Source organism: Pollutimonas bauzanensis, from assembly GCF_040393045.1.
GTDB lineage: Bacteria > Pseudomonadota > Gammaproteobacteria > Burkholderiales > Burkholderiaceae_B > Pollutimonas > Pollutimonas bauzanensis_A.
Map to the genome: position 1 here is coordinate 1 of NZ_JBEBUX010000022.1, position 16,992 is coordinate 16,992.

Below are 16,992 nucleotides of genomic sequence, written 5' to 3' on the forward strand. Positions count from 1 at the left end.
TGATTTCAGCAGGAGAAGCCATGAGCGAAACGCAATTGCATAATGCTGCTAAACAGAACGACGCAGTGCTTGTCATCCGACTTCTGGCCGACGGCGCGGAAATCGATGCACGGGACGGCAGCGGGGCGACGGCGCTGCTGGCTGCCACCCACGCCAACGCAGTCGAAGCGGCCAGGATCCTCATTCAGGCTGGCTCCGACGTCAACGCCAAGGACAATATCAATGACAGCCCTTATCTCTATGCAGGTGCGCGCGGCCACCTGGAAATTCTTAGGATGACGCTGGCGCATGGGGCCGACCTGAAAAGCACTAACCGTTACGGTGGGACGGCGCTGATCCCGGCCGCAGAGCGCGGACATGTCGAGGCGGTACGAGCTTTGATTGAGGCTGGTGCGGACGTGGATCATGTCAACAATCTTCACTGGACTGCGCTGCTGGAGGCGATCATCCTAGGCGATGGCGGCGCCCGCCATCGGCAGATCATAGAACTGCTGGTCAAGGCAGGCGCTAACGTCAATCTGGCAGACGGTAACGCCGTGACGCCGCTTCAGCATGCACGGAATGCCGACTATCGCGATATCGAAAAGATTCTTGTCGCCGCCGGTGGCCGTTAAAAACGATGGAGATTGCCATGAGCCAACTTATTATGAGCGATGCAAATCGTTTTCTATCCTACGCGATCGAGCTTGCGTGAGATAATATCAAGGCGATCAGCCATGTGCCACCGGAGAGCAAATCCGGTCCGTGCCTATACGAACAGTGGGCACAAGCCCAAAATAATCACAAGTGAAACGGGCGTCCCCGAGGATTTTTCGGCGGCCGCTCGCGGTTAACAACTTTTAAACCGCCCTGTACACAAAAATACGGGTAGGCTCTTTTTAGCACCATTTTTAGAAGTCCCCCATGGAAATTAAAGTCAACTTTCTCGATAAGCTACGTCTTGAAGCCAAGTTCGATGACTTCACGGTAGTGGCCGACCAGCCTATCCGCTATAAGGGCGATGGTTCGGCGCCAGGCCCCTTCGACTATTTTCTGGCTTCATCGGCCTTGTGTGCAGCTTATTTCGTGAAGTTGTACTGCGTTACTCGCAATATCCCCACTGAAAATATCCGCCTGTCGCAGAATAATATTGTGGATCCGGAAAACCGGTATCAGCAAATTTTCAAGATTCAGGTTGAGTTGCCATCGGATATCTCGGAAGTAGACCGCCGAGGTATTTTGCGCTCCATCGAGCGTTGCACTGTGAAAAAAGTGGTGCAAGCTGGACCTGAGTTTGTCATTGAAGAGGTAGAGAATTTAGATGCTGATGCTCAGTCGTTGCTGACGTTGAAGCCGGCTGCTGACGCCAGCACCTATATTGCGGGCAAAGATCTGTCGCTAGAGCAAACCATCGCCAATATGTCCGGCGTTCTGGCGGACTTGGGCATGAAGATTGAAATCGCGTCGTGGCGCAATCTCGTGCCCAATGTGTGGTCGCTGCACGTCCGCGATGCGCACTCGCCGATGTGTTTTACCAACGGCAAGGGGGCGACCAAAGAAAGCGCATTGGCGTCGGCGCTGGGGGAGTTTATCGAGCGTCTGAGTTGCAACCATTTCTACGCAGGTGCGTTTTGGGGTGAAGACATCGCTAATGCAGCGTTTGTACATTACCCGAACGAGCGCTGGTTCAAGCCTGGCCCTGAGGATGCGCTGCCAGTTGAAATTCTGGATGCATACTGCCTGGAAATTTATAATCCTGATGGCGAACTGTGTGGCTCGCATCTGTACGACACCAACTCCGGCAATACGCAACGCGGTATCTGCTCGCTGCCGTATGTGCGGCAATCGGACGGCGAAGTGGTGTATTTCCCATCTAACCTGGTCGAAAATCTATACGTCAGCAACGGCATGAGTGCCGGTAATACGCTGGTTGAAGCGCAGGTGCAATGTCTGTCCGAAATTTTCGAACGAGCGGTGAAGCGCGAAATTCTGGAAGGTGAGATCGCATTGCCTGATGTGCCGCGTGAAGTGCTGGAAAAATATCCCGGTATTCTGGCAGGGATTCAAGGGCTGGAAGAGCAGGGCTTTCCGGTACTGGTAAAGGACGCATCGTTGGGGGGTACGTACCCTGTGATGTGCGTCACCTTGATGAACCCGCGAACAGGCGGTGTCTTTGCGTCGTTCGGCGCACACCCCAGTCTTGAAGTGGCGTTGGAACGGAGTCTGACGGAATTGCTGCAGGGGCGCAGTATTGAAGGCCTGAACGATTTGCCTCAGCCCACCTTTGTCAGTGACGTCGTGACTGAATCAAATAATTTTGTTGAGCATTTCATCGATTCCAGCGGTGTGGTGTCGTGGCGCTTTTTCAGCGCCAAAGCGGATTTCGAGTTTGTTGAGTGGGACTTTTCTGGCAAGGGCGAGAACTCCAATGCCGAGGAAGCATCAACGTTGCTAGGTATTCTCGAAGGCATGGGAAAAGAGGTATACATGGCGGTGTATGACCAATTGGGTGCCGTTGCCTGCCGAATTCTGGTGCCCGGCTATTCGGAAATATATCCAATAGATGATTTGATTTGGGACAACACAAACAAGGCGCTGCTGTTCCGAGCCGATATTTTGAACTTGCATCGCCTTGACGATGCCGGCCTGGCAGCATTGCTTGAGCGGTTGGATAATAATGAGCTGGACGATTACTCCGATATTGCCACGTTGATAGGCGTCGGATTTGACGAGAATACGGACTGGGGGCAGTTAACAGTTCTCGAGTTGAAGTTGCTGATTAATCTTGCCTTGCAGCAATTTGAGGCCACGCAAGAGCTAGTGGGAGCCTTCCTTCAGTACAACGACAACACAGTCGAGCGCGGCTTGTTTTACCAGGCCCTGAATGTGGTGCTAGAGGTGTTGCTCGATGACGACCTGGAAATGGACGACTACGTGGTTAACTTCCGCCGGATGTTTGGCGATGCCCGGATGGACGCGGTAATGGGGGCATTGGACGGAAGCGTGCGCTTTTTCGGGCTAACGCCAACCAGCATGAAATTGGAGGGGCTCGATAGGCATCACCGTCGGATCGACAGCTACAAAAAATTGCATAAGGCGCGATCCAGTGGGGCGGCTGCAGCCTGTTAGGGCCACGAGTTCGGCCCAATCAGGCAGTGCCTAAGACCTTTATCTGACTAGAAAAAGGTCTGGATGTTGCGGCGGGCGTCAAGCAATAGCTCGAAGCCGATGCCCGCCGTGTGGATGGCCTGCGCATGGTGCCAGGCAGCTTCATGGTAATACAGCAAGCAATGGGGCTACCGAAAGGTCGCGCAGTGATTCGTTAACTATCTAAAATCCCCAAGCGCCGCCCCATGGACCAAAATCAAAGGCGTCATCTGCCATCGTAGCCGTCATTTGCTGTTCGTCAGCCAGGTTTTGCTGGAATACCATTTGACGGTATTTAGAATACGCAGCCTGATTGCCAGAGTAAACGCATTGGCAAACAACAGGATCAGCATAGAGATAAACCACCTGATTGCTTTGATTTTGCTGAACAAATTTATTAGGTGGCAATTTTTTCAGTGCGGCTTGTTGTGCAGGAGAGCTCGCCGGCCTTGGCACAAATCCAGCAGCAGATAGTAGATCTTCCTTCCCTGAAATCACCTGTGACGGCGACTGGCACCCAACCAAGAAAACTCCCAGGAAAATAGCAGCGCTCATACGAATTTTCATTCTTTCCTCCAAGAAATATTTCATTATTTACCTACTGCACAGCAACTTGCACCGAATATACACTGAATATACTTAATTATTGGTAAGTTTTGTCCCCCGCCTTACTGATTGTGATGTTGATCATCGTGGATGGGCATCGTTGCAATTCAGGGAGATACATTGTGGCTACGACGGCGAGGAGCTGCAGTCGACACTTTCAGGAAAGGCGCTCTCCTGGACAATGCAATGCTCCGGGCCGCGCAATAGCCAAACGCGCAATCAGCGACATCGCCGCACAGGGGTTGGAAACCTTGTTCCCGCTGATCACATAAACATAGACATCGCACTTGCTGATGTCTGGCAGGCTAGGAACAAGCTGGGCCAGGCCTTCAGGCGTTGCGCCTTTGGCCAAGCACTTTGCGCGTTTAGCCCAAAGATTCAGGGTGGCGGCTGGATACCCGAGTGGTTCGTTTCGCTGCGTACCCATCAACCGGATATAGACAAACGGTGCAGTCGTATCCACAATAAGCGGATACTCTGAATCTACGCTCATGACCACGGCCACGCCATATTGGCGGGCCAAGGTGATGAACTCGGGCGTGCGAAAACTATCGTGGCGGACTTCGACCGCGTGCTGCAGGGCTTGGCCATTGATGTCTTGTGGAAGCAATTTAAGAAAGGCTTCGAAGTCGGCGGCATCGAACACCTTCGTTGGCATGAACTGCCAATTGATCGGACCGAGCTTGTGCTTCAGCTCCGTCAAGCCGCCAGTCAGAAAGCGTTCTATCGTTTCTCCTGCGTCAGCCAGCACCTTCCGATGGGTTGCATAACGCGGCGCCTTGACAGAGAAGACGAAAGTATCAGGCGTTTGTTCGTACCATTTGGCAAAGGTTTCGGGCTTCTGAGCGCCATAGTAAGTACTGTTGATCTCTATCGAAGTGAGCTGTCGGCTGGCGTACTCCAACTCGCGTTTTTTAGGATGCTTTTCGGGATAGAAGGTGCCTTGCCATGGTTCATAGGTCCATCCGCCAATGCCGACCCGAATGGTGCCGCTGTCTTTCTGGTTCATATGCATTCTCCCTACGTGATACCCTCTCGCTAGGCTATTCAGCGCTTACCTCCTCACGCCGTCCCAGCACGGTGTTTCCCATTATTATTCAATTTGGTCGATGCATCACAATGTCTGCCTGTATTCCCGCGTTTCCCTTTAGTCGAAAATATAGCTTTTTCTTGACTGTAGTCTTCTCAACTGTTTCCGCGGCTGTCGCGGCTCAGGAACCCGCCGCACCAGCGTCTTTAGTTTCTGCAGTAACTACCCTCAAGCCAGTAACCGTTACCAGTACGCAAATAGAGCGTCTGGTTTTCGACGTACCGGCTTCTGTCGATCTGATAGACGGCGCCTCGATGCGCGATAGCCATATGCAGGTAAACCTGTCGGAAAGCCTGGCTGGCGTGCCCGGCATGTTAATTCAGGACCGGCAGAATTTTGCCCAGGATCTGCAGATTTCGATTCGAGGCTTCGGCTCGCGTTCGACTTTTGGCGTGCGTGGCATACGCATGTATGTAGACGGCATTCCGGCCACCATGCCCGATGGGCAAGGCCAGACATCCAATATCGATATTGCCTCCTTGGATAGGGTTGAAGTGCTGCGTGGGCCATTTTCCGCCCTATATGGCAACTCGTCCGGCGGCGTCATCCTGGCATTCACTGAAGAAGGCAGCGGCCCGCTAACAATCACACCCAGTTTTACCGCAGGCAGCAATGGCCAGCGGCGATATGGCCTGAAAGCCAGTGGTTCGACCGGCGAAGGAGCCGGTGCCATGGATTACCTGCTGAGCACCAGCCGCTATACCACCGACGGCTATCGTGACCACAGCGCAGCCCGTAAAAACCTGGCTAATGCCAAGCTGGGCCTGGAGCTTGATGACGATAGCAAGCTGACTCTGGTGCTGAATAGCGTTGATATCAAGGCTGATGATCCACAAGGGCTTACCTATGATGAGTTTATGGATAACCCGCGTCTCGCCGCTCCTAATGCACTGAAATACAACGTGCGCAAAACCGTTAAACAGACGCAGGGGGGCCTCGTATACGAACGCCGTATTGATGCCAATAATGAGTTGCGCTTGATGGGCTATTACGGGCAGCGCAGAACCGAACAGTTTCAAGGGATTCCCGTGGCTACGCAGGCCCCGCAAAGCCACGCCGGAGGCGTAATCGATCTTGGCCGTGACTACGGTGGCGTCGATGCTCGCTGGACGTCGAATCTGTCACTGGCCGATCGCCCATTGACTGTGATAGCGGGTGTCGCCTATGACTCGTTGAAGGAGCATCGTCGGGGCTACGAGAATTTTGTGGGAACGGGGGCTAGCCAACAACTTGGCGTGCAGGGCAAGTTACGCCGCAAAGAAGCCAACGAGTTATGGAATATTGATCCTTATTTACAAGCTTCGTGGCAATTCGCTGAAAAGTGGACGTTGGACGCCGGCATACGTTACAGCACAGTTCGTTTTAATTCGGATGATCAATACATAGCCGCAGGTAATGGCGACGACAGCGGATCCGCCCGTTACAGCAAAGCACTGCCCATGGCGGCCTTGCGCTACCAGGCTACGCCCGATCTCAATGTTTACGTCACGGCCGGACGCGGCTTTGAAACGCCTACTTTCAACGAAATTTCTTATCGCGCCGATCAGCTTCCAGGCTTGAATTTTGGTCTTCAACCATCGGTCAATACCAGTATTGAAATTGGTGCAAAAGCTCGTGTTGGCAAGGGCTTGTTCACCGCTGCGCTATTTCAGACGGGTACAGAGGACGAAATAGTCAACGCGGAGGCGATGGGTGGCCGTACCACCTATCGGAACGCCGGCCGCACACGCCGCAATGGCCTGGAACTGAGTTGGTCCGGGGAAGTCGCACGCCATTGGCGCGCAGCATTTGCCTATACCTGGCTGGACGCCAGGTATCGCGAAAGTTTCTATGCTGGTGCCAGCACATCCAGCAATCTGATCCCTGCAGGCAATCGCATACCAGGCATCGCCAAGCAAGCGCTGTACGCATCACTGGACTGGGCACCGCCGAAAGGATGGCGAGCGGGCATAGAGGGGCGTTACTTAAGCAAGTTCTATGTGAATGACAGTAACGAGGATGCGGCGCCTGGTTATTTCACGGGAGCCGTTCATGCCGGCTATCTATGGCAGCTTGAGCACTGGGAGGTCAACGCCTTTGCCCGTGTCGACAACATATTCGATCGCCACTATGCCGGCTCGGCCATCATCAATGCCGCCTTTGGTCGCTATTACGAACCGGCGCCAGGTCGAAACTGGATAGCAGGGCTTAGTGCGTCTTATCAGTTCTAAGTAGGCATCGCCTGCCACAGAAGAACATAGGGCTGCCCTGCAAATTTGCAGGACAGCCCTATGCGTGAACCTTCAGTCAGTTTGGTTTATGGCTTGGGAAGGGCAAAAACAAAGAGTGAATGCCCGCCGTCCACTACGTTTTTCAATTCCGGAGAAAGGCTGGCTGCTACCGGGGTCTGGGCATTTGGCCCGGTGACAAACGCGACATACTGTCGGCCGTCAACGCTATAGGTCATGGGGTGTCCGCCGATAGATGTGTTGAGCTTGACACTCCAGAGCTTCTTGCCGTCTTTTTGGTCGTAGGCGGCTGCTTCACGCATGCTGTCGCCTGTAAAGAGAAGGCCGCCCGCTGTTGTCAGCACCGATGAGCTGAAGATGGGCTTTTGCTTCTTTACCCACAAAAACTTGCCAGTTTTTACATCGATAGCGAAGACGCGTCCTGTACTGTCTTCGCCCGGCGCAAAAGAGGCTTTCCCGGAAGCCTGAGCGCCTACGGATTCGCCAGTGCGCATTTCGATAGGCAGTGGCGTCAGTTCCTTGCAAGACGAGCTAAGCGGTACATAAAGGGCATTCGTCATCGGACTATAGGCGCCAGCCATCCACAGCTTGCCCAGGTCGCGACCACCGCAAACGGTGACGGTCTCTTCAATAGATTTGACTATATGTTCCTTATTCGTGATCACCTTGCCGTCTTTGGTGTAGCCGGAAACCACGTTCTGATACACCGTATCGCGCGCCCACAGGAGTTTGCCTGTATCGCGGTCCAGCACAAACGCGATACCGTTCTTTCCAGGCACCGAGGCGATGACATCATATTTCTTGCCGGGCTCGACCTTGTCGCTAAGATAGGTGACTTCTTTCGCCGAAGGTGCGATTTCGCTCTGTACGAGCACGCGTTCAAACGGGCTATCCAGATCCCAGTCGTCGCGTGGAAGATGCTGGTAATGCCAAACGACTTCACCGGTTTCAGCGTTGATGGCCAGCGTGCTGTTGGTGTAGAGTGCGTCGCCGTCCTTGCTGCCGCGCAAGACTGCCGGATAGGGCAGGGGCATACCTACACCCCAGTAAAGCATTTTACGTTTTGCGTCGTAAGACCCGGTAATCCATGGTGAGCCGCCCCAGCGGTTTTCGGGTGGCAAGCCTCCCCAGCTATCGTCAACCGCCGGGCCGCCTATGGTGTTTAAGCGCCATAGTTCTTTACCTGTATCGGCATCGTGCGCAGTAATAAAGCACCCACCGGCGGTACCGGTAATGCTGCATCCTGACGTGCCTGTGAAAATCTTGCCATCGGCGGCCAGTGGGCCCGCAGTGAAGCTATAGCCTTTCTCCCAATCCAGAACCTGAACTTCCCAGGCTTTTTTGCCGGTAGCAGCGTCCAGTGCAACGAGCTTGGAGTCCGGCGTGGTCATGTACACCTTGTCTTTGTATAGCGTTAGCGTGTTGCGCTGACGGTTGGCTTGAGCGTCATGGTAGCCGCCGGTAAATGTAGGCAGTGTTTGCCGGTATTCCCAGAGAAGCTCGCCTGTCACGGCGTTGAGGGCCTGGACAATGCCACGATTCATGCCAAGAAACATTACGCCGTCGCGAACCAGCGGGGCGGTTTCCTGCAAGCCACCGATGGGCATCGACCACGCCCATTGCATGCTCAGTTTGGCGACGTTTTCGGTATTGATTTGCTCAAGTGGGCTGAACGCCTGGTTGTCCACAGTGCGGCGCCACATCAACCAGTCTTCTGGTGCGGGGCTTAACACTTCCTGGTCGCTGATAGGACGATAATCCTTGATTTGGGCTTGGGCCGAGCAGGCAAAAAGCAAAGCAGCCGAAGTCAATGTGACTAGTTGTCGTATTTTCATCTTGTATCCGATTTTCTAAAATTTCGCAGGTCTAGAGCGATGGTTGTTTTGAAGGCTCTAGCGGCGGATGTTGACTCGCGATGCCACGCTTAGCGTGCCGCCTTAACCTGTTCGACCGACACAGCGCCGAACTCATTGCCCCAGCTATTGCGAACATAGGTAGTAACTGCCGCGATTTGATCATCGGATAGCAGAGGACCCTGTGCGGGCATGCTGTTCAAGCCCAAAACGACCGTACGCAGCAGATCGGGCGTGTTGGCAAGTCGGTCGAATCCGGCAAGCTTCGTTCCGAATGCGCCTTGCCCTTGGGCCCCGTGGCACATAGCACACGTCGACGCGAAGACTTCTTTACCGTGTTCCATGACTTCCGCAAGGACAGGTCCGGCGTCGGCCATGGCCGGCAAAGGCTTTTCGATCTCTCCCAAAACAGAGACCATGTATGCGGCGCTGCTAAAGTCCTTACCGTTCATGTCACCCGGTTTGGTGTCGCCGTCGAACAGATACAGTGGATTACCCCGATAGGTAACTTGTCGTTTACCGTTGTGCTCGATAGTGTCGATCAAGCCAGGTAAAACCAGACGTGCCACAGGGCGTGTCGTTGTCAGGTAAGGTTGCCAGTGCTGCATACAGGCAGCATCACAGTTGGCTTTGCTTTCCTTGTCGTCACCAAGTGTATACAACGTTCTGCCATTGCCGTCTGTGATGAAGGCGCTGACTTTGGGTGCAGACCCTTGTGCGACGATGGTTGGGGTGTTGGTGTCTTTGGCGCTGCTCTGAGCTTGCGCAGGTATTGCCAGTAAGGGAGCGGCAATCGCCAGGGCGCTGCCAAGATATTTCAACTTATAGGATATCAAAGTGGGCTCGCTATCTTTGTTAAGGATAATAAAAAAACGCTTAGGATCAAACGTAGTGTTGATCGTCATAGCGAGTGGCGGTATGTATTGTACGGTACAGTACGGTACAAGTCCTTCTTGTGGTGCGCCAGCCTAATTCAGGCCTATTTTCAACAGCCGCCCTGAGGATGCATCAGTCAATACGTATACGTAGCCGTCGGGGCCTACGCGCACGTCGCGGATACGCTCATTAAGCGGCTCTAGCAGCCGCTCTTCGTTTACGACCTTATTGCCATCGAGATCAAGCCGTATCAGTGCGCGGTCTTTTAACGCCCCGATGAATAGCGACTGACGCCAGGCTGGAAAAAGTGGCGTATCGTAAAAAGCCATGCCCGATATCGCCGGCGACACTTTCCAGTAGTAAGCGGGTTGTTCCGTGCCGTCGACGTGGGTGCCTTGCGCTTCGGGTATGGCAAAGCCGCTGTAATTGATGCCGTGGGTTGCTAATGGCCAGCCATAGTTCTTCCCAGCCTGAGGGATGTTGATTTCATCACCTCCCCGGGGGCCGTGCTCATGCGTCCAAAGCGTGCCCGACCAGGGGTTGAGCGCCGCCCCTTGCTGGTTTCGGTGGCCGTATGACCAGATCTCGGGCCGGGCTTGTGCGTTGCCTACGAAAGGGTTGTCGTCAGGTACACGGCCGTCAGGGTGCAGGCGCACTATCTTTCCTTGCAGCTTATCCAGGTCTTGCGAAGTAGAGCGCTGATTGTTCTCCCCAAGAGCGATAAACAGGAAGCCCTGCTTGTCAAATACCAGGCGCGAGCCAAAATGCGTACCGCTGGACAGCTTGGGCGTTTGGCGGAAGAAGACGGTAAAGTTTTCCAGCTTGCTCCCATCGGCAGATAGCGCGCCGTAACCTACCGCGGTACCGGCTTTGCCGTCTTTCCCTTGTTCCGCATACGACAGGTATACATGCCGACTCTGTGCAAAGTCCGGCGCCAAAGCGACATCCAGCAAGCCGCCTTGCGAGCGCGCATATACCTTGGGTACGCCGCTGATTGGGTCCGATATCCCACCTTTGGTTTTCCATAGGCGTAGATGGCCCGGCCTTTCGGTAATCAGTGCGCCCGAGTTGTCGGGCAGGAATACGATGGACCAGGGGTGATCAAGGTCGGTGAGCACTTCCGTGACGACGACCATGCCTTTCTTGCTGGGGAAGGTCTGGGTTGCCGGGGGCTGAGCATGGGCTTGCCACGCAAGTAGCGGTAAGACTATGGCTATGGTGTATGGCAGCGTCATGAATGCTCCTTGAAGATCGAACAAATGAAAGCGCTAGCTGTTCGTGTACTTTTCTGAACCATATCACGTCGTCGAGACATAGGGTTGTGGTCAAGATAGGTGTCGCAGTGCGTTAAGTCGGGTACGATTGGCGTGGAACATAATGGGGGCGGAACATGGCTATGACATTGCAAAGCGTGTTCAATGTTCGTCGCGCAGAGGTGCTGCCGGTGGCGTTGGCCGGGGCGTTTTTCTTTTGTGTCCTGACCGCATTGATGATGCTGAGGCCTGCGCGCGAAGCCTTGGGCATGAGGGGCGGACTGGACGCGGTGCGATGGCTTTTCGTCGGCACCGCACTTGTAACGCTTCTGGTCAATCCTGTATTTGGCATGTTGGTCAGCCGATTTCGGCGGATGGTGTTTATTTCCGTGACCTATTTGTTCTTCGCGTCTAGTCTGGTCGTGTTTTACCTGCTGATTGCACTATCGCCCGAGGTGATCGGCGTCGTCACCGGCCAGGTGTTCTATGTTTGGTTCAGTGTTTTCAATTTGTTTTCGTCCATGGTTTTTTGGGCGTTGATGTCCGACCGGTTTTCTTTGGAACAAAGCAAGCGGTTCTTTGCACTGATTGCCGTCGGTGGAACCTTGGGTGCGATCTTCGGCCCCTGGCTCTCTTCCGTGCTGGCAAAGCCACTAGGTACGCCCGCCTTATTGCTGGTATCGAGCGGCTTTTTGATACTGGCGTTATGCGCGGCTGGCGTGCTTGTTCGTATTCAACCGGCTCAAGCGGCGCCGGCGGAAACGGGCCAGCCAGCCGGGCCTTCCCGTGGCGATGAGAGCGTTATTGGCGGTGGAGCATGGGATGGTATTAAAGCGGTAGGTCGGTCAAGGTATTTGATGGGCATCGCTGCCTACGTTGTTATCCTGGCCATCATGGCGACCTTTCTTTACTTCACGCGTCTGCAGATGGTGGCGGCCTTGGGTACGGACATAGACGGACGCACAACCTTGTTTGCCCAAATCGATGTCATTACGCAAATTGCTACGTTGGTGATCCAAGTCTTGGTATCCGGCCATCTAATGAAGCGTTTGGGCGTTCATATCACCTTGGCATTACTGCCAATTACGACGCTTCTGGGGTTTGTCGGGCTGGCGCTCGTGGGTTCATTGGTTGCATTGATCATTTTTGAATCCGTATTCAGGGCGGTACAACGGGCCATCATGCGTCCGGCCAGAGAAACGCTGTTCACTGTAGTGACCCCAGAGGAAAAATATAAGGCTAAAGCGTTTGTCGACACTTTCGTCTATCGCGCAGGCGACGTAGTGGGCGCCCAGCTGGAAGGTGCATTGGGTCGCTTAGGCATGGGACTGGCTGCTGTCGCCAGCGTTGCCGTACCTTTGGCTATCGTCTGGGCGGCGCTTGCCCTGTGGTTGGGCCGAACACAACAGCGGATCGCTATCTCCGATGTGTCCCAGAACGTATCTGGGGATTTGCCTTCCATTCACTCTCCTGGATAAAGGACTTTCGACATGATCACCCGTCGCGACTATCTAACCTTGTGTATGGCGGTTGGCGCAAGTGCTTTGCTTAAGCCGCAGCTATCGTGGGCAAATGAAAAATCCGGCCCTTTGATTACACGTCCTATTCCTTCGTCGGGGCAGCTGCTACCCGTTGTGGGCTTGGGTAGTTCCGCAACATTCTCTAGCGCTGCAAGCAGTGAGGATACCGAGGCGTTGAAACAGGTGTTTCGCGCGTTTGTCGAGCAAGGCGGATCGGTCTTCGATACGGCGCCCAGCTATGGTGCGTCAGAAGAAGTGGCTGGAAGAATCGTCAATGCGCTACACATTCGCGACAAGGTGTTCTGGGCGACTAAACTCAACGTAGCCGGATTTGGAGGCGGGAAGGCGGACGTCAACCAGGCTAAGGCCCAGATCAAGGCATCGTTCAAGGCGATTGGAAAGCCGGTTATCGATTTGATTCAAGTGCATAATCTTGGCGATATTCCCACCCAACTGCCGCTTTTGAAATCCTTACGGGATGAGAAGCGAATTCGTTATATGGGCGTGACGACAACGTTTCCGCAACAGTACGGGCAACTTGAAAAGCTAATGCGCAATGAGCGCCTGGATTTTATCGGAGTGGATTATGCGATTGATAACCGCGTCATGGAAGAACGGGTATTTCCGTTGGCCCGGGACCGGGGCATAGCAGTGCTGGTGTACGCGCCGTTTGGACGCACGCGCTTGTGGAGCTTGGTGAAAGGGCACGACGTACCTGACTGGGCGATCGAGCTCGGCATTCAGTCCTGGGGACAGTTCTTTCTGAAATTCGTGATCTCTCATCCCGCTGTTACTTGCGTGACGCCCGCTACGAGTCGCCCCAAAAACGTGGTGGACAACATGGGTGCTGCCTATGGGAATTTGCCGGATATTGCAATGCGTAACCGTATGGCGGCATATATTCAGTCACTTTGATTGTTCAGTCGCATTTTTGAATAATTTATCCCCTTGAAATTCATAGCCACTGATCCTAAATAAGGGGTAAGCGCTCAAGCAACATCGCACTGAGTTCGGGAAATCGGCTCTCGCTGTCGCTTGGGCGGGAATCGCCCGTCGGGCTTCGTGTTTACTCTGAATAGGAGGCTATTATGAGTGTACGTAATCTCGTTCCCTGGGGGCGTCGTACCCCTCTTTCGGCATCGTCAGGTAGCAGCGAGCATCCGTTTTTTTCGTTGCAACGTGATGTGAATCGATTGTTCGATGACATGTTCAAAGGCTTCGATATTGGTTTTCCTGCCGACTCCATGCTCAATACCTTAAGTAGCAATTGGCCCAAGGTAGAGGTATCGGACGGCGAGAAGGTTGTGCGCATCACGGCTGAACTCCCCGGCATGGAAGAAAAAGATGTTGAGCTATTGCTTGATGGCGACGTCCTGACCTTACGAGGTGAAAAGCGTTCACAGCACGAAGATGCTGGAAAGCAGTTCTCTGAATGCTTTTATGGTCAGTTCGAGCGCCGCCTTCGGCTAGGCTACGACATCGACCAGGACAAGGTCGAAGCCACTTTCAAAAATGGCGTGTTGAACATTGTCTTGCCGAAGGACGAGGCCGCTCAGTCTCGGGTCAAACGCATTCCGCTGAACAAGTAAGGTAATGCATGATCAAAGCCTGGAAGTGCCGCGTGTATTTCCAGGCTTTTTTGTACGTCGCTTCGCCGCCACGCTACGGCGATAGTAAAAGACCGCATAGATAGCCAAGTTGCCAGCGACAAGCAGTGCTGCCAGCAGCATTTGAATTTCTCGCGTCAGGCCAGGCGGATATATTGCCAGCAGCAGGTAGTGCTCGATAAAGCTGTTTTGATAATTTTCATGGCCTCCCATGAGTCGTAGCGTATTTTCCAGCGGCGTAAGGGGGCATACCCAGCCCATTGCGATAACTGCCGCTCCCCATAGCAGGGCCGGCAAATGCAAGTACGCGACCGCCGGCCTCCACAATACAAGCAGGCCGCCAAACATCACAAATGTCACGAATGCCGCGTGGACTAGCAGCACCACATCGGCAAGGATTTGATAGATCATTGTCGACCTCGAATTGCTGGCGGGGTCTCGTTGTGTTGGAATGCCCCTTATAGACCCAGGAAATTTTTACGCCGCCACATCCCCGCGTCTGGGCGGATTGGTCGTAGGGTGCAAGCCATCATCGCCTTCATGCGATGGTAACGGAGGCAGGCCAATCGCTTTTCGCAGACGCTGGCAGTCCGGGTTGGGGGAGCCGTCTTCGAACCATGCGGGAAATTCCCTGCAGGGAGAAGGGCGCTGTTCATAGATGCCACAGTGAATGCCTTCTTTTCCCAGCTCGCCGCGCAGCGCTACGCAGCGTTGGCCGCCGTACTCCGTGCCTTTCATGCAGCCGCGTAGCGGACTGACCTGGGTGACAAGCTCGGCAGGCACGGTTCCTCCGCCTTCTCCTGCAATTTCACCGCAATAGAATGAGACGCGGAAATGCGCACAGCATGCGCCGCAGCTTAGGCACGGATTGCTGACTGATGTGTCGTTTGCAGCGCTGCGTCGCCGGGCTGCGGATGTGACGGTGAGAGGTTGTGCTTTGATCCCGGACGCTGTGTTTGCGTTGCCTCCGGAATGGATAGATGTGGGCGCCGTGACCCGGGAGGAACGGGCCGGAGCAGGAGGCGAGCGCGTATCGATCATGATTGGGCTGTGCGCTGATTTATGTGCAGAAGAAATTGCACGAGTTTGGGGCGGATGATGAATATACTTGAATGTCGTCGAATTGCGGTATAAAAAATAATTGCAGCTTATGTAGTTTGTGTCTTTTTCGCACTGATGAAGCGCATTTTCCAAGGAGGTGGTCCGCATGAAAGCACGCATAACCCTAATCACCCTTGGCGTGGATGATCTGGATAGATCGCTTAAATTCTATCGGGACGGTCTAGGCCTGAAAACCGAAGGCATTATCGGCGAGCAGTTTGAGCATGGCGCCGTGGCTTTTTTTGAACTGGAAGGAGGCCTGAAGCTGGCGCTTTGGCCCCGTAGCAGTCTCTCTCATGACTCTGGTTTGCCCAAAGAAAGCCCTAGCGCCACGGAGTTTTCCCTTGGTCACAATGTCTCGTCCAAGGAGGAGGTGGATGCCGTGATGCGACAGGCACAAGACGCCGGTGCCGTTATTGTAAAAACCGCGGGGGATACATTCTGGGGCGGCTACGCCGGCTATTTTCAGGATCCCGACAAGCATCTTTGGGAGGTTGCCTGGAATCCCCAGATGCTTCCCGCAGACTGAAGGCGACGCAGTTGGTATCCTTTGCTTATCCCGTTGAAATAAAAACCAGGAGCGTTACCTTGAAGATTCCAGATCTGCCATTCACTGTTACAGCGTGGGATGACGTTATACCAACTCAGCATGCGGGGGTAACCGGCGAGGCTTTATGGCGCTCCTTTCATGCTGGCGACTTGCGGGTCAGGGTGGTCGAATATAGCGCTGGCTATTTGGCTGATCATTGGTGCGACCGGGGCCATGTACTCTTCGTGCTGGAAGGCGAACTTCATACCGAGTTGAAAGATGGGCGCACTTTTGTACTGACGCCGGGTATGAGCTATCAGGTTTCCGATTTTGGCGATGCCGCTCATCGCTCGTCTACCAAAACCGGGGTCAAGTTGTTTATCGTGGACTAGTCGGGGCTTTGCTATCGCACAGGCAAAAAATTAAAGAAAAGCAGCCCCTGCATATAATTGATGCCTACCCGTCGAATATTCTCATCGAGCAGGTTAGCGACCAAGTCCAGGCGGCCTACTAACTGGCCGAATTCCCGTTCAAAACTGAGATTGGACACATTTTCGGATATTTCATTGGCTAGCAGCAAAGGCTGGCCTGCGGCGTTGCGCCGTGTGGCCAGTAGCCACGCGGCGATTTCCACATTCCGGGCGGCATTGTATACATGCTGCGCATTGAGAACATCCGAAACGTAGTAGCGCGTTTTACCGTTATGGGCCCGAACCATCATGTCTGCTAGGCCGAAAATTAGCGTGCCCACACGGTCGCCGCGATAGGCGGGATCCAGGGCTACAGAAAGGATTTCCACGTCGTGCAAAGCGCTCAGACCATCCGGGGCGAGGCCAGTTTCGATGGCATTGCGCCCTTGCTGAACGGCCGCTTTCAGGGTCGTTGCACCCGTTTTGCGCCATTCTGCAGGATTCCTTCGGTAAAGCTTTTCAAGCAGGCGAGTCAGGCTGTCAAGATTGTCGCGCATGGCAATCGTGACGGTGCGATTGAAGTCGGTCTGGCCTAGTTGGTCAAACGACATCGCTTCGTTGCGGGGGTGAGCCGACCCCGCCGGCTCGCCAGGTGCGACACAGCCGGACACACCTATTGTGATTGATAAAACCATGCATGCGATATAGCCGCGTCTCATGCCATGCTCGCCTCCCGTTAGCGTCTTGTGTTACGACGCCGATGGTAGTGCGAGCGTCCTTCCGGGGCAAACTT

The 16,992-nt window shown here is 54.1% G+C and carries 16 protein-coding genes and 1 pseudogene; 9 read left to right on the forward strand and 8 right to left on the reverse strand.

The genetic code is table 11. From position 1 onward, the window contains the following. The first annotated feature begins 2 nt into the window (after nt 1-2). From ABWO67_RS05405 to ABWO67_RS05415, 3 genes and pseudogenes are all read left to right on the forward strand, one after another. The gene (locus tag ABWO67_RS05405) at nt 3-614 is read left to right on the forward strand and encodes an ankyrin repeat domain-containing protein (protein WP_353148630.1); all 612 of its coding nucleotides are present in this window, start codon (nt 3-5) and stop codon (nt 612-614) included. Nucleotides 615-903: 289 nt separating this feature from the next. Beyond that, on the forward strand, nt 904-3,108 hold the full coding sequence (locus ABWO67_RS05410) for an OsmC domain/YcaO domain-containing protein (protein WP_353148633.1): 2,205 nt from the start codon (nt 904-906) through the stop codon (nt 3,106-3,108). Nucleotides 3,109-3,155: 47 nt separating this feature from the next. Beyond that, nucleotides 3,156-3,290 (forward strand): annotated as a pseudogene (locus ABWO67_RS05415) (ABC transporter substrate-binding protein); the annotation flags it as partial. Between the two features lie 19 nt (nt 3,291-3,309). Here the strand turns inward: ABWO67_RS05415 and ABWO67_RS05420 are convergent. Both ABWO67_RS05420 and ABWO67_RS05425 read right to left on the reverse strand, forming a co-directional pair. Then, nucleotides 3,310-3,693 carry a hypothetical protein gene (locus ABWO67_RS05420; RefSeq protein WP_353148635.1) on the reverse strand — a complete coding sequence of 128 codons (384 nt, stop codon included), beginning with the start codon at nt 3,691-3,693 and terminating at the stop codon, nt 3,310-3,312. 196 nt (nt 3,694-3,889) lie between these two features. Beyond that, a complete protein-coding gene (locus ABWO67_RS05425; RefSeq protein WP_353148638.1) occupies nt 3,890-4,741 on the reverse strand; it encodes a DUF72 domain-containing protein in 852 nt (283 codons plus the stop codon). A 110-nt stretch (nt 4,742-4,851) separates the two neighbouring features. On the opposite strand from ABWO67_RS05425, the gene ABWO67_RS05430 reads away from it, so the two are divergent. After that, nucleotides 4,852-7,032 carry a TonB-dependent receptor family protein gene (locus ABWO67_RS05430; RefSeq protein ID WP_502929971.1) on the forward strand — a complete coding sequence of 727 codons (2,181 nt, stop codon included), beginning with the start codon at nt 4,852-4,854 and terminating at the stop codon, nt 7,030-7,032. Between the two features lie 86 nt (nt 7,033-7,118). Here the strand turns inward: ABWO67_RS05430 and ABWO67_RS05435 are convergent, their stop codons facing one another. From ABWO67_RS05435 to ABWO67_RS05445, 3 genes are all read right to left on the reverse strand, one after another. Next, complete coding sequence (locus ABWO67_RS05435; protein WP_353148643.1) at nt 7,119-8,885, reverse strand: pyrroloquinoline quinone-dependent dehydrogenase; 1,767 nt, start codon at nt 8,883-8,885, stop codon at nt 7,119-7,121. A gap of 89 nt (nt 8,886-8,974) precedes the next feature. Beyond that, entirely contained in the window at nt 8,975-9,724 is a 750-nt protein-coding gene (locus ABWO67_RS05440) for a c-type cytochrome (RefSeq protein WP_353148646.1), read from the reverse strand. Nucleotides 9,725-9,871: 147 nt separating this feature from the next. Continuing rightward, the gene (locus ABWO67_RS05445) at nt 9,872-11,014 is read right to left on the reverse strand and encodes a PQQ-dependent sugar dehydrogenase (protein WP_353148649.1); all 1,143 of its coding nucleotides are present in this window, start codon (nt 11,012-11,014) and stop codon (nt 9,872-9,874) included. 161 nt (nt 11,015-11,175) lie between these two features. Here ABWO67_RS05445 and ABWO67_RS05450 point away from each other — a divergent pair, with 161 nt between their 5' ends. The 3 genes from ABWO67_RS05450 (at nt 11,176) to ABWO67_RS05460 (ending at nt 14,141) form a co-directional block, all read left to right on the forward strand. Further along, nucleotides 11,176-12,510: an NTP/NDP exchange transporter gene (locus ABWO67_RS05450; protein ID WP_353148651.1), complete on the forward strand. Its 1,335-nt coding sequence runs from the start codon at nt 11,176-11,178 to the stop codon at nt 12,508-12,510. A gap of 12 nt (nt 12,511-12,522) precedes the next feature. Continuing rightward, entirely contained in the window at nt 12,523-13,467 is a 945-nt protein-coding gene (locus tag ABWO67_RS05455; protein WP_353148653.1) for an aldo/keto reductase, read from the forward strand. A gap of 173 nt (nt 13,468-13,640) precedes the next feature. Next, nucleotides 13,641-14,141, forward strand: coding sequence for an Hsp20/alpha crystallin family protein (locus ABWO67_RS05460; protein ID WP_353148655.1), 501 nt, complete (start codon nt 13,641-13,643; stop codon nt 14,139-14,141). 12 nt (nt 14,142-14,153) lie between these two features. Here the strand turns inward: ABWO67_RS05460 and ABWO67_RS05465 are convergent, their stop codons facing one another. After that, the gene (locus tag ABWO67_RS05465) at nt 14,154-14,570 is read right to left on the reverse strand and encodes a DUF2784 domain-containing protein (protein WP_353148658.1); all 417 of its coding nucleotides are present in this window, start codon (nt 14,568-14,570) and stop codon (nt 14,154-14,156) included. Nucleotides 14,571-14,636: 66 nt separating this feature from the next. Next, complete coding sequence (locus ABWO67_RS05470) at nt 14,637-15,101, reverse strand: YkgJ family cysteine cluster protein (RefSeq protein ID WP_353148734.1); 465 nt, start codon at nt 15,099-15,101, stop codon at nt 14,637-14,639. 265 nt (nt 15,102-15,366) lie between these two features. Here ABWO67_RS05470 and ABWO67_RS05475 point away from each other — a divergent pair, with 265 nt between their 5' ends. Continuing rightward, entirely contained in the window at nt 15,367-15,789 is a 423-nt protein-coding gene (locus tag ABWO67_RS05475; protein WP_353148660.1) for a VOC family protein, read from the forward strand. A 59-nt stretch (nt 15,790-15,848) separates the two neighbouring features. Continuing rightward, complete coding sequence (locus ABWO67_RS05480) at nt 15,849-16,181, forward strand: DHCW motif cupin fold protein (protein ID WP_353148663.1); 333 nt, start codon at nt 15,849-15,851, stop codon at nt 16,179-16,181. Nucleotides 16,182-16,192: 11 nt separating this feature from the next. Here ABWO67_RS05480 and ABWO67_RS05485 read toward each other — a convergent pair whose 3' ends face one another. Then, nucleotides 16,193-16,918 (reverse strand): hypothetical protein, encoded by a 726-nt coding sequence (locus ABWO67_RS05485; RefSeq protein ID WP_353148666.1) that lies wholly within the window; start codon nt 16,916-16,918, stop codon nt 16,193-16,195. Nucleotides 16,919-16,992: the final 74 nt, after the last annotated feature.

What these genes read in the sequence shown, in the direction of transcription:
- ABWO67_RS05410 (WP_353148633.1), top strand. Translation starts at nt 904, where the DNA reads ATGGAAATTAAAGTCAACTTTCTCGATAAGCTACGTCTTGAAGCCAAG.
- ABWO67_RS05420 (WP_353148635.1), bottom strand. Translation starts at nt 3,693, where the DNA reads ATGAAAATTCGTATGAGCGCTGCTATTTTCCTGGGAGTTTTCTTGGTT.
- ABWO67_RS05425 (WP_353148638.1), bottom strand. Translation starts at nt 4,741, where the DNA reads ATGAACCAGAAAGACAGCGGCACCATTCGGGTCGGCATTGGCGGATGG.
- ABWO67_RS05430 (WP_502929971.1), top strand. Translation starts at nt 4,852, where the DNA reads ATGTCTGCCTGTATTCCCGCGTTTCCCTTTAGTCGAAAATATAGCTTT.
- ABWO67_RS05435 (WP_353148643.1), bottom strand. Translation starts at nt 8,885, where the DNA reads ATGAAAATACGACAACTAGTCACATTGACTTCGGCTGCTTTGCTTTTT.
- ABWO67_RS05445 (WP_353148649.1), bottom strand. Translation starts at nt 11,014, where the DNA reads ATGACGCTGCCATACACCATAGCCATAGTCTTACCGCTACTTGCGTGG.
- ABWO67_RS05450 (WP_353148651.1), top strand. Translation starts at nt 11,176, where the DNA reads ATGACATTGCAAAGCGTGTTCAATGTTCGTCGCGCAGAGGTGCTGCCG.
- ABWO67_RS05455 (WP_353148653.1), top strand. Translation starts at nt 12,523, where the DNA reads ATGATCACCCGTCGCGACTATCTAACCTTGTGTATGGCGGTTGGCGCA.
- ABWO67_RS05460 (WP_353148655.1), top strand. Translation starts at nt 13,641, where the DNA reads ATGAGTGTACGTAATCTCGTTCCCTGGGGGCGTCGTACCCCTCTTTCG.
- ABWO67_RS05465 (WP_353148658.1), bottom strand. Translation starts at nt 14,570, where the DNA reads ATGATCTATCAAATCCTTGCCGATGTGGTGCTGCTAGTCCACGCGGCA.
- ABWO67_RS05475 (WP_353148660.1), top strand. Translation starts at nt 15,367, where the DNA reads ATGAAAGCACGCATAACCCTAATCACCCTTGGCGTGGATGATCTGGAT.
- ABWO67_RS05485 (WP_353148666.1), bottom strand. Translation starts at nt 16,918, where the DNA reads ATGAGACGCGGCTATATCGCATGCATGGTTTTATCAATCACAATAGGT.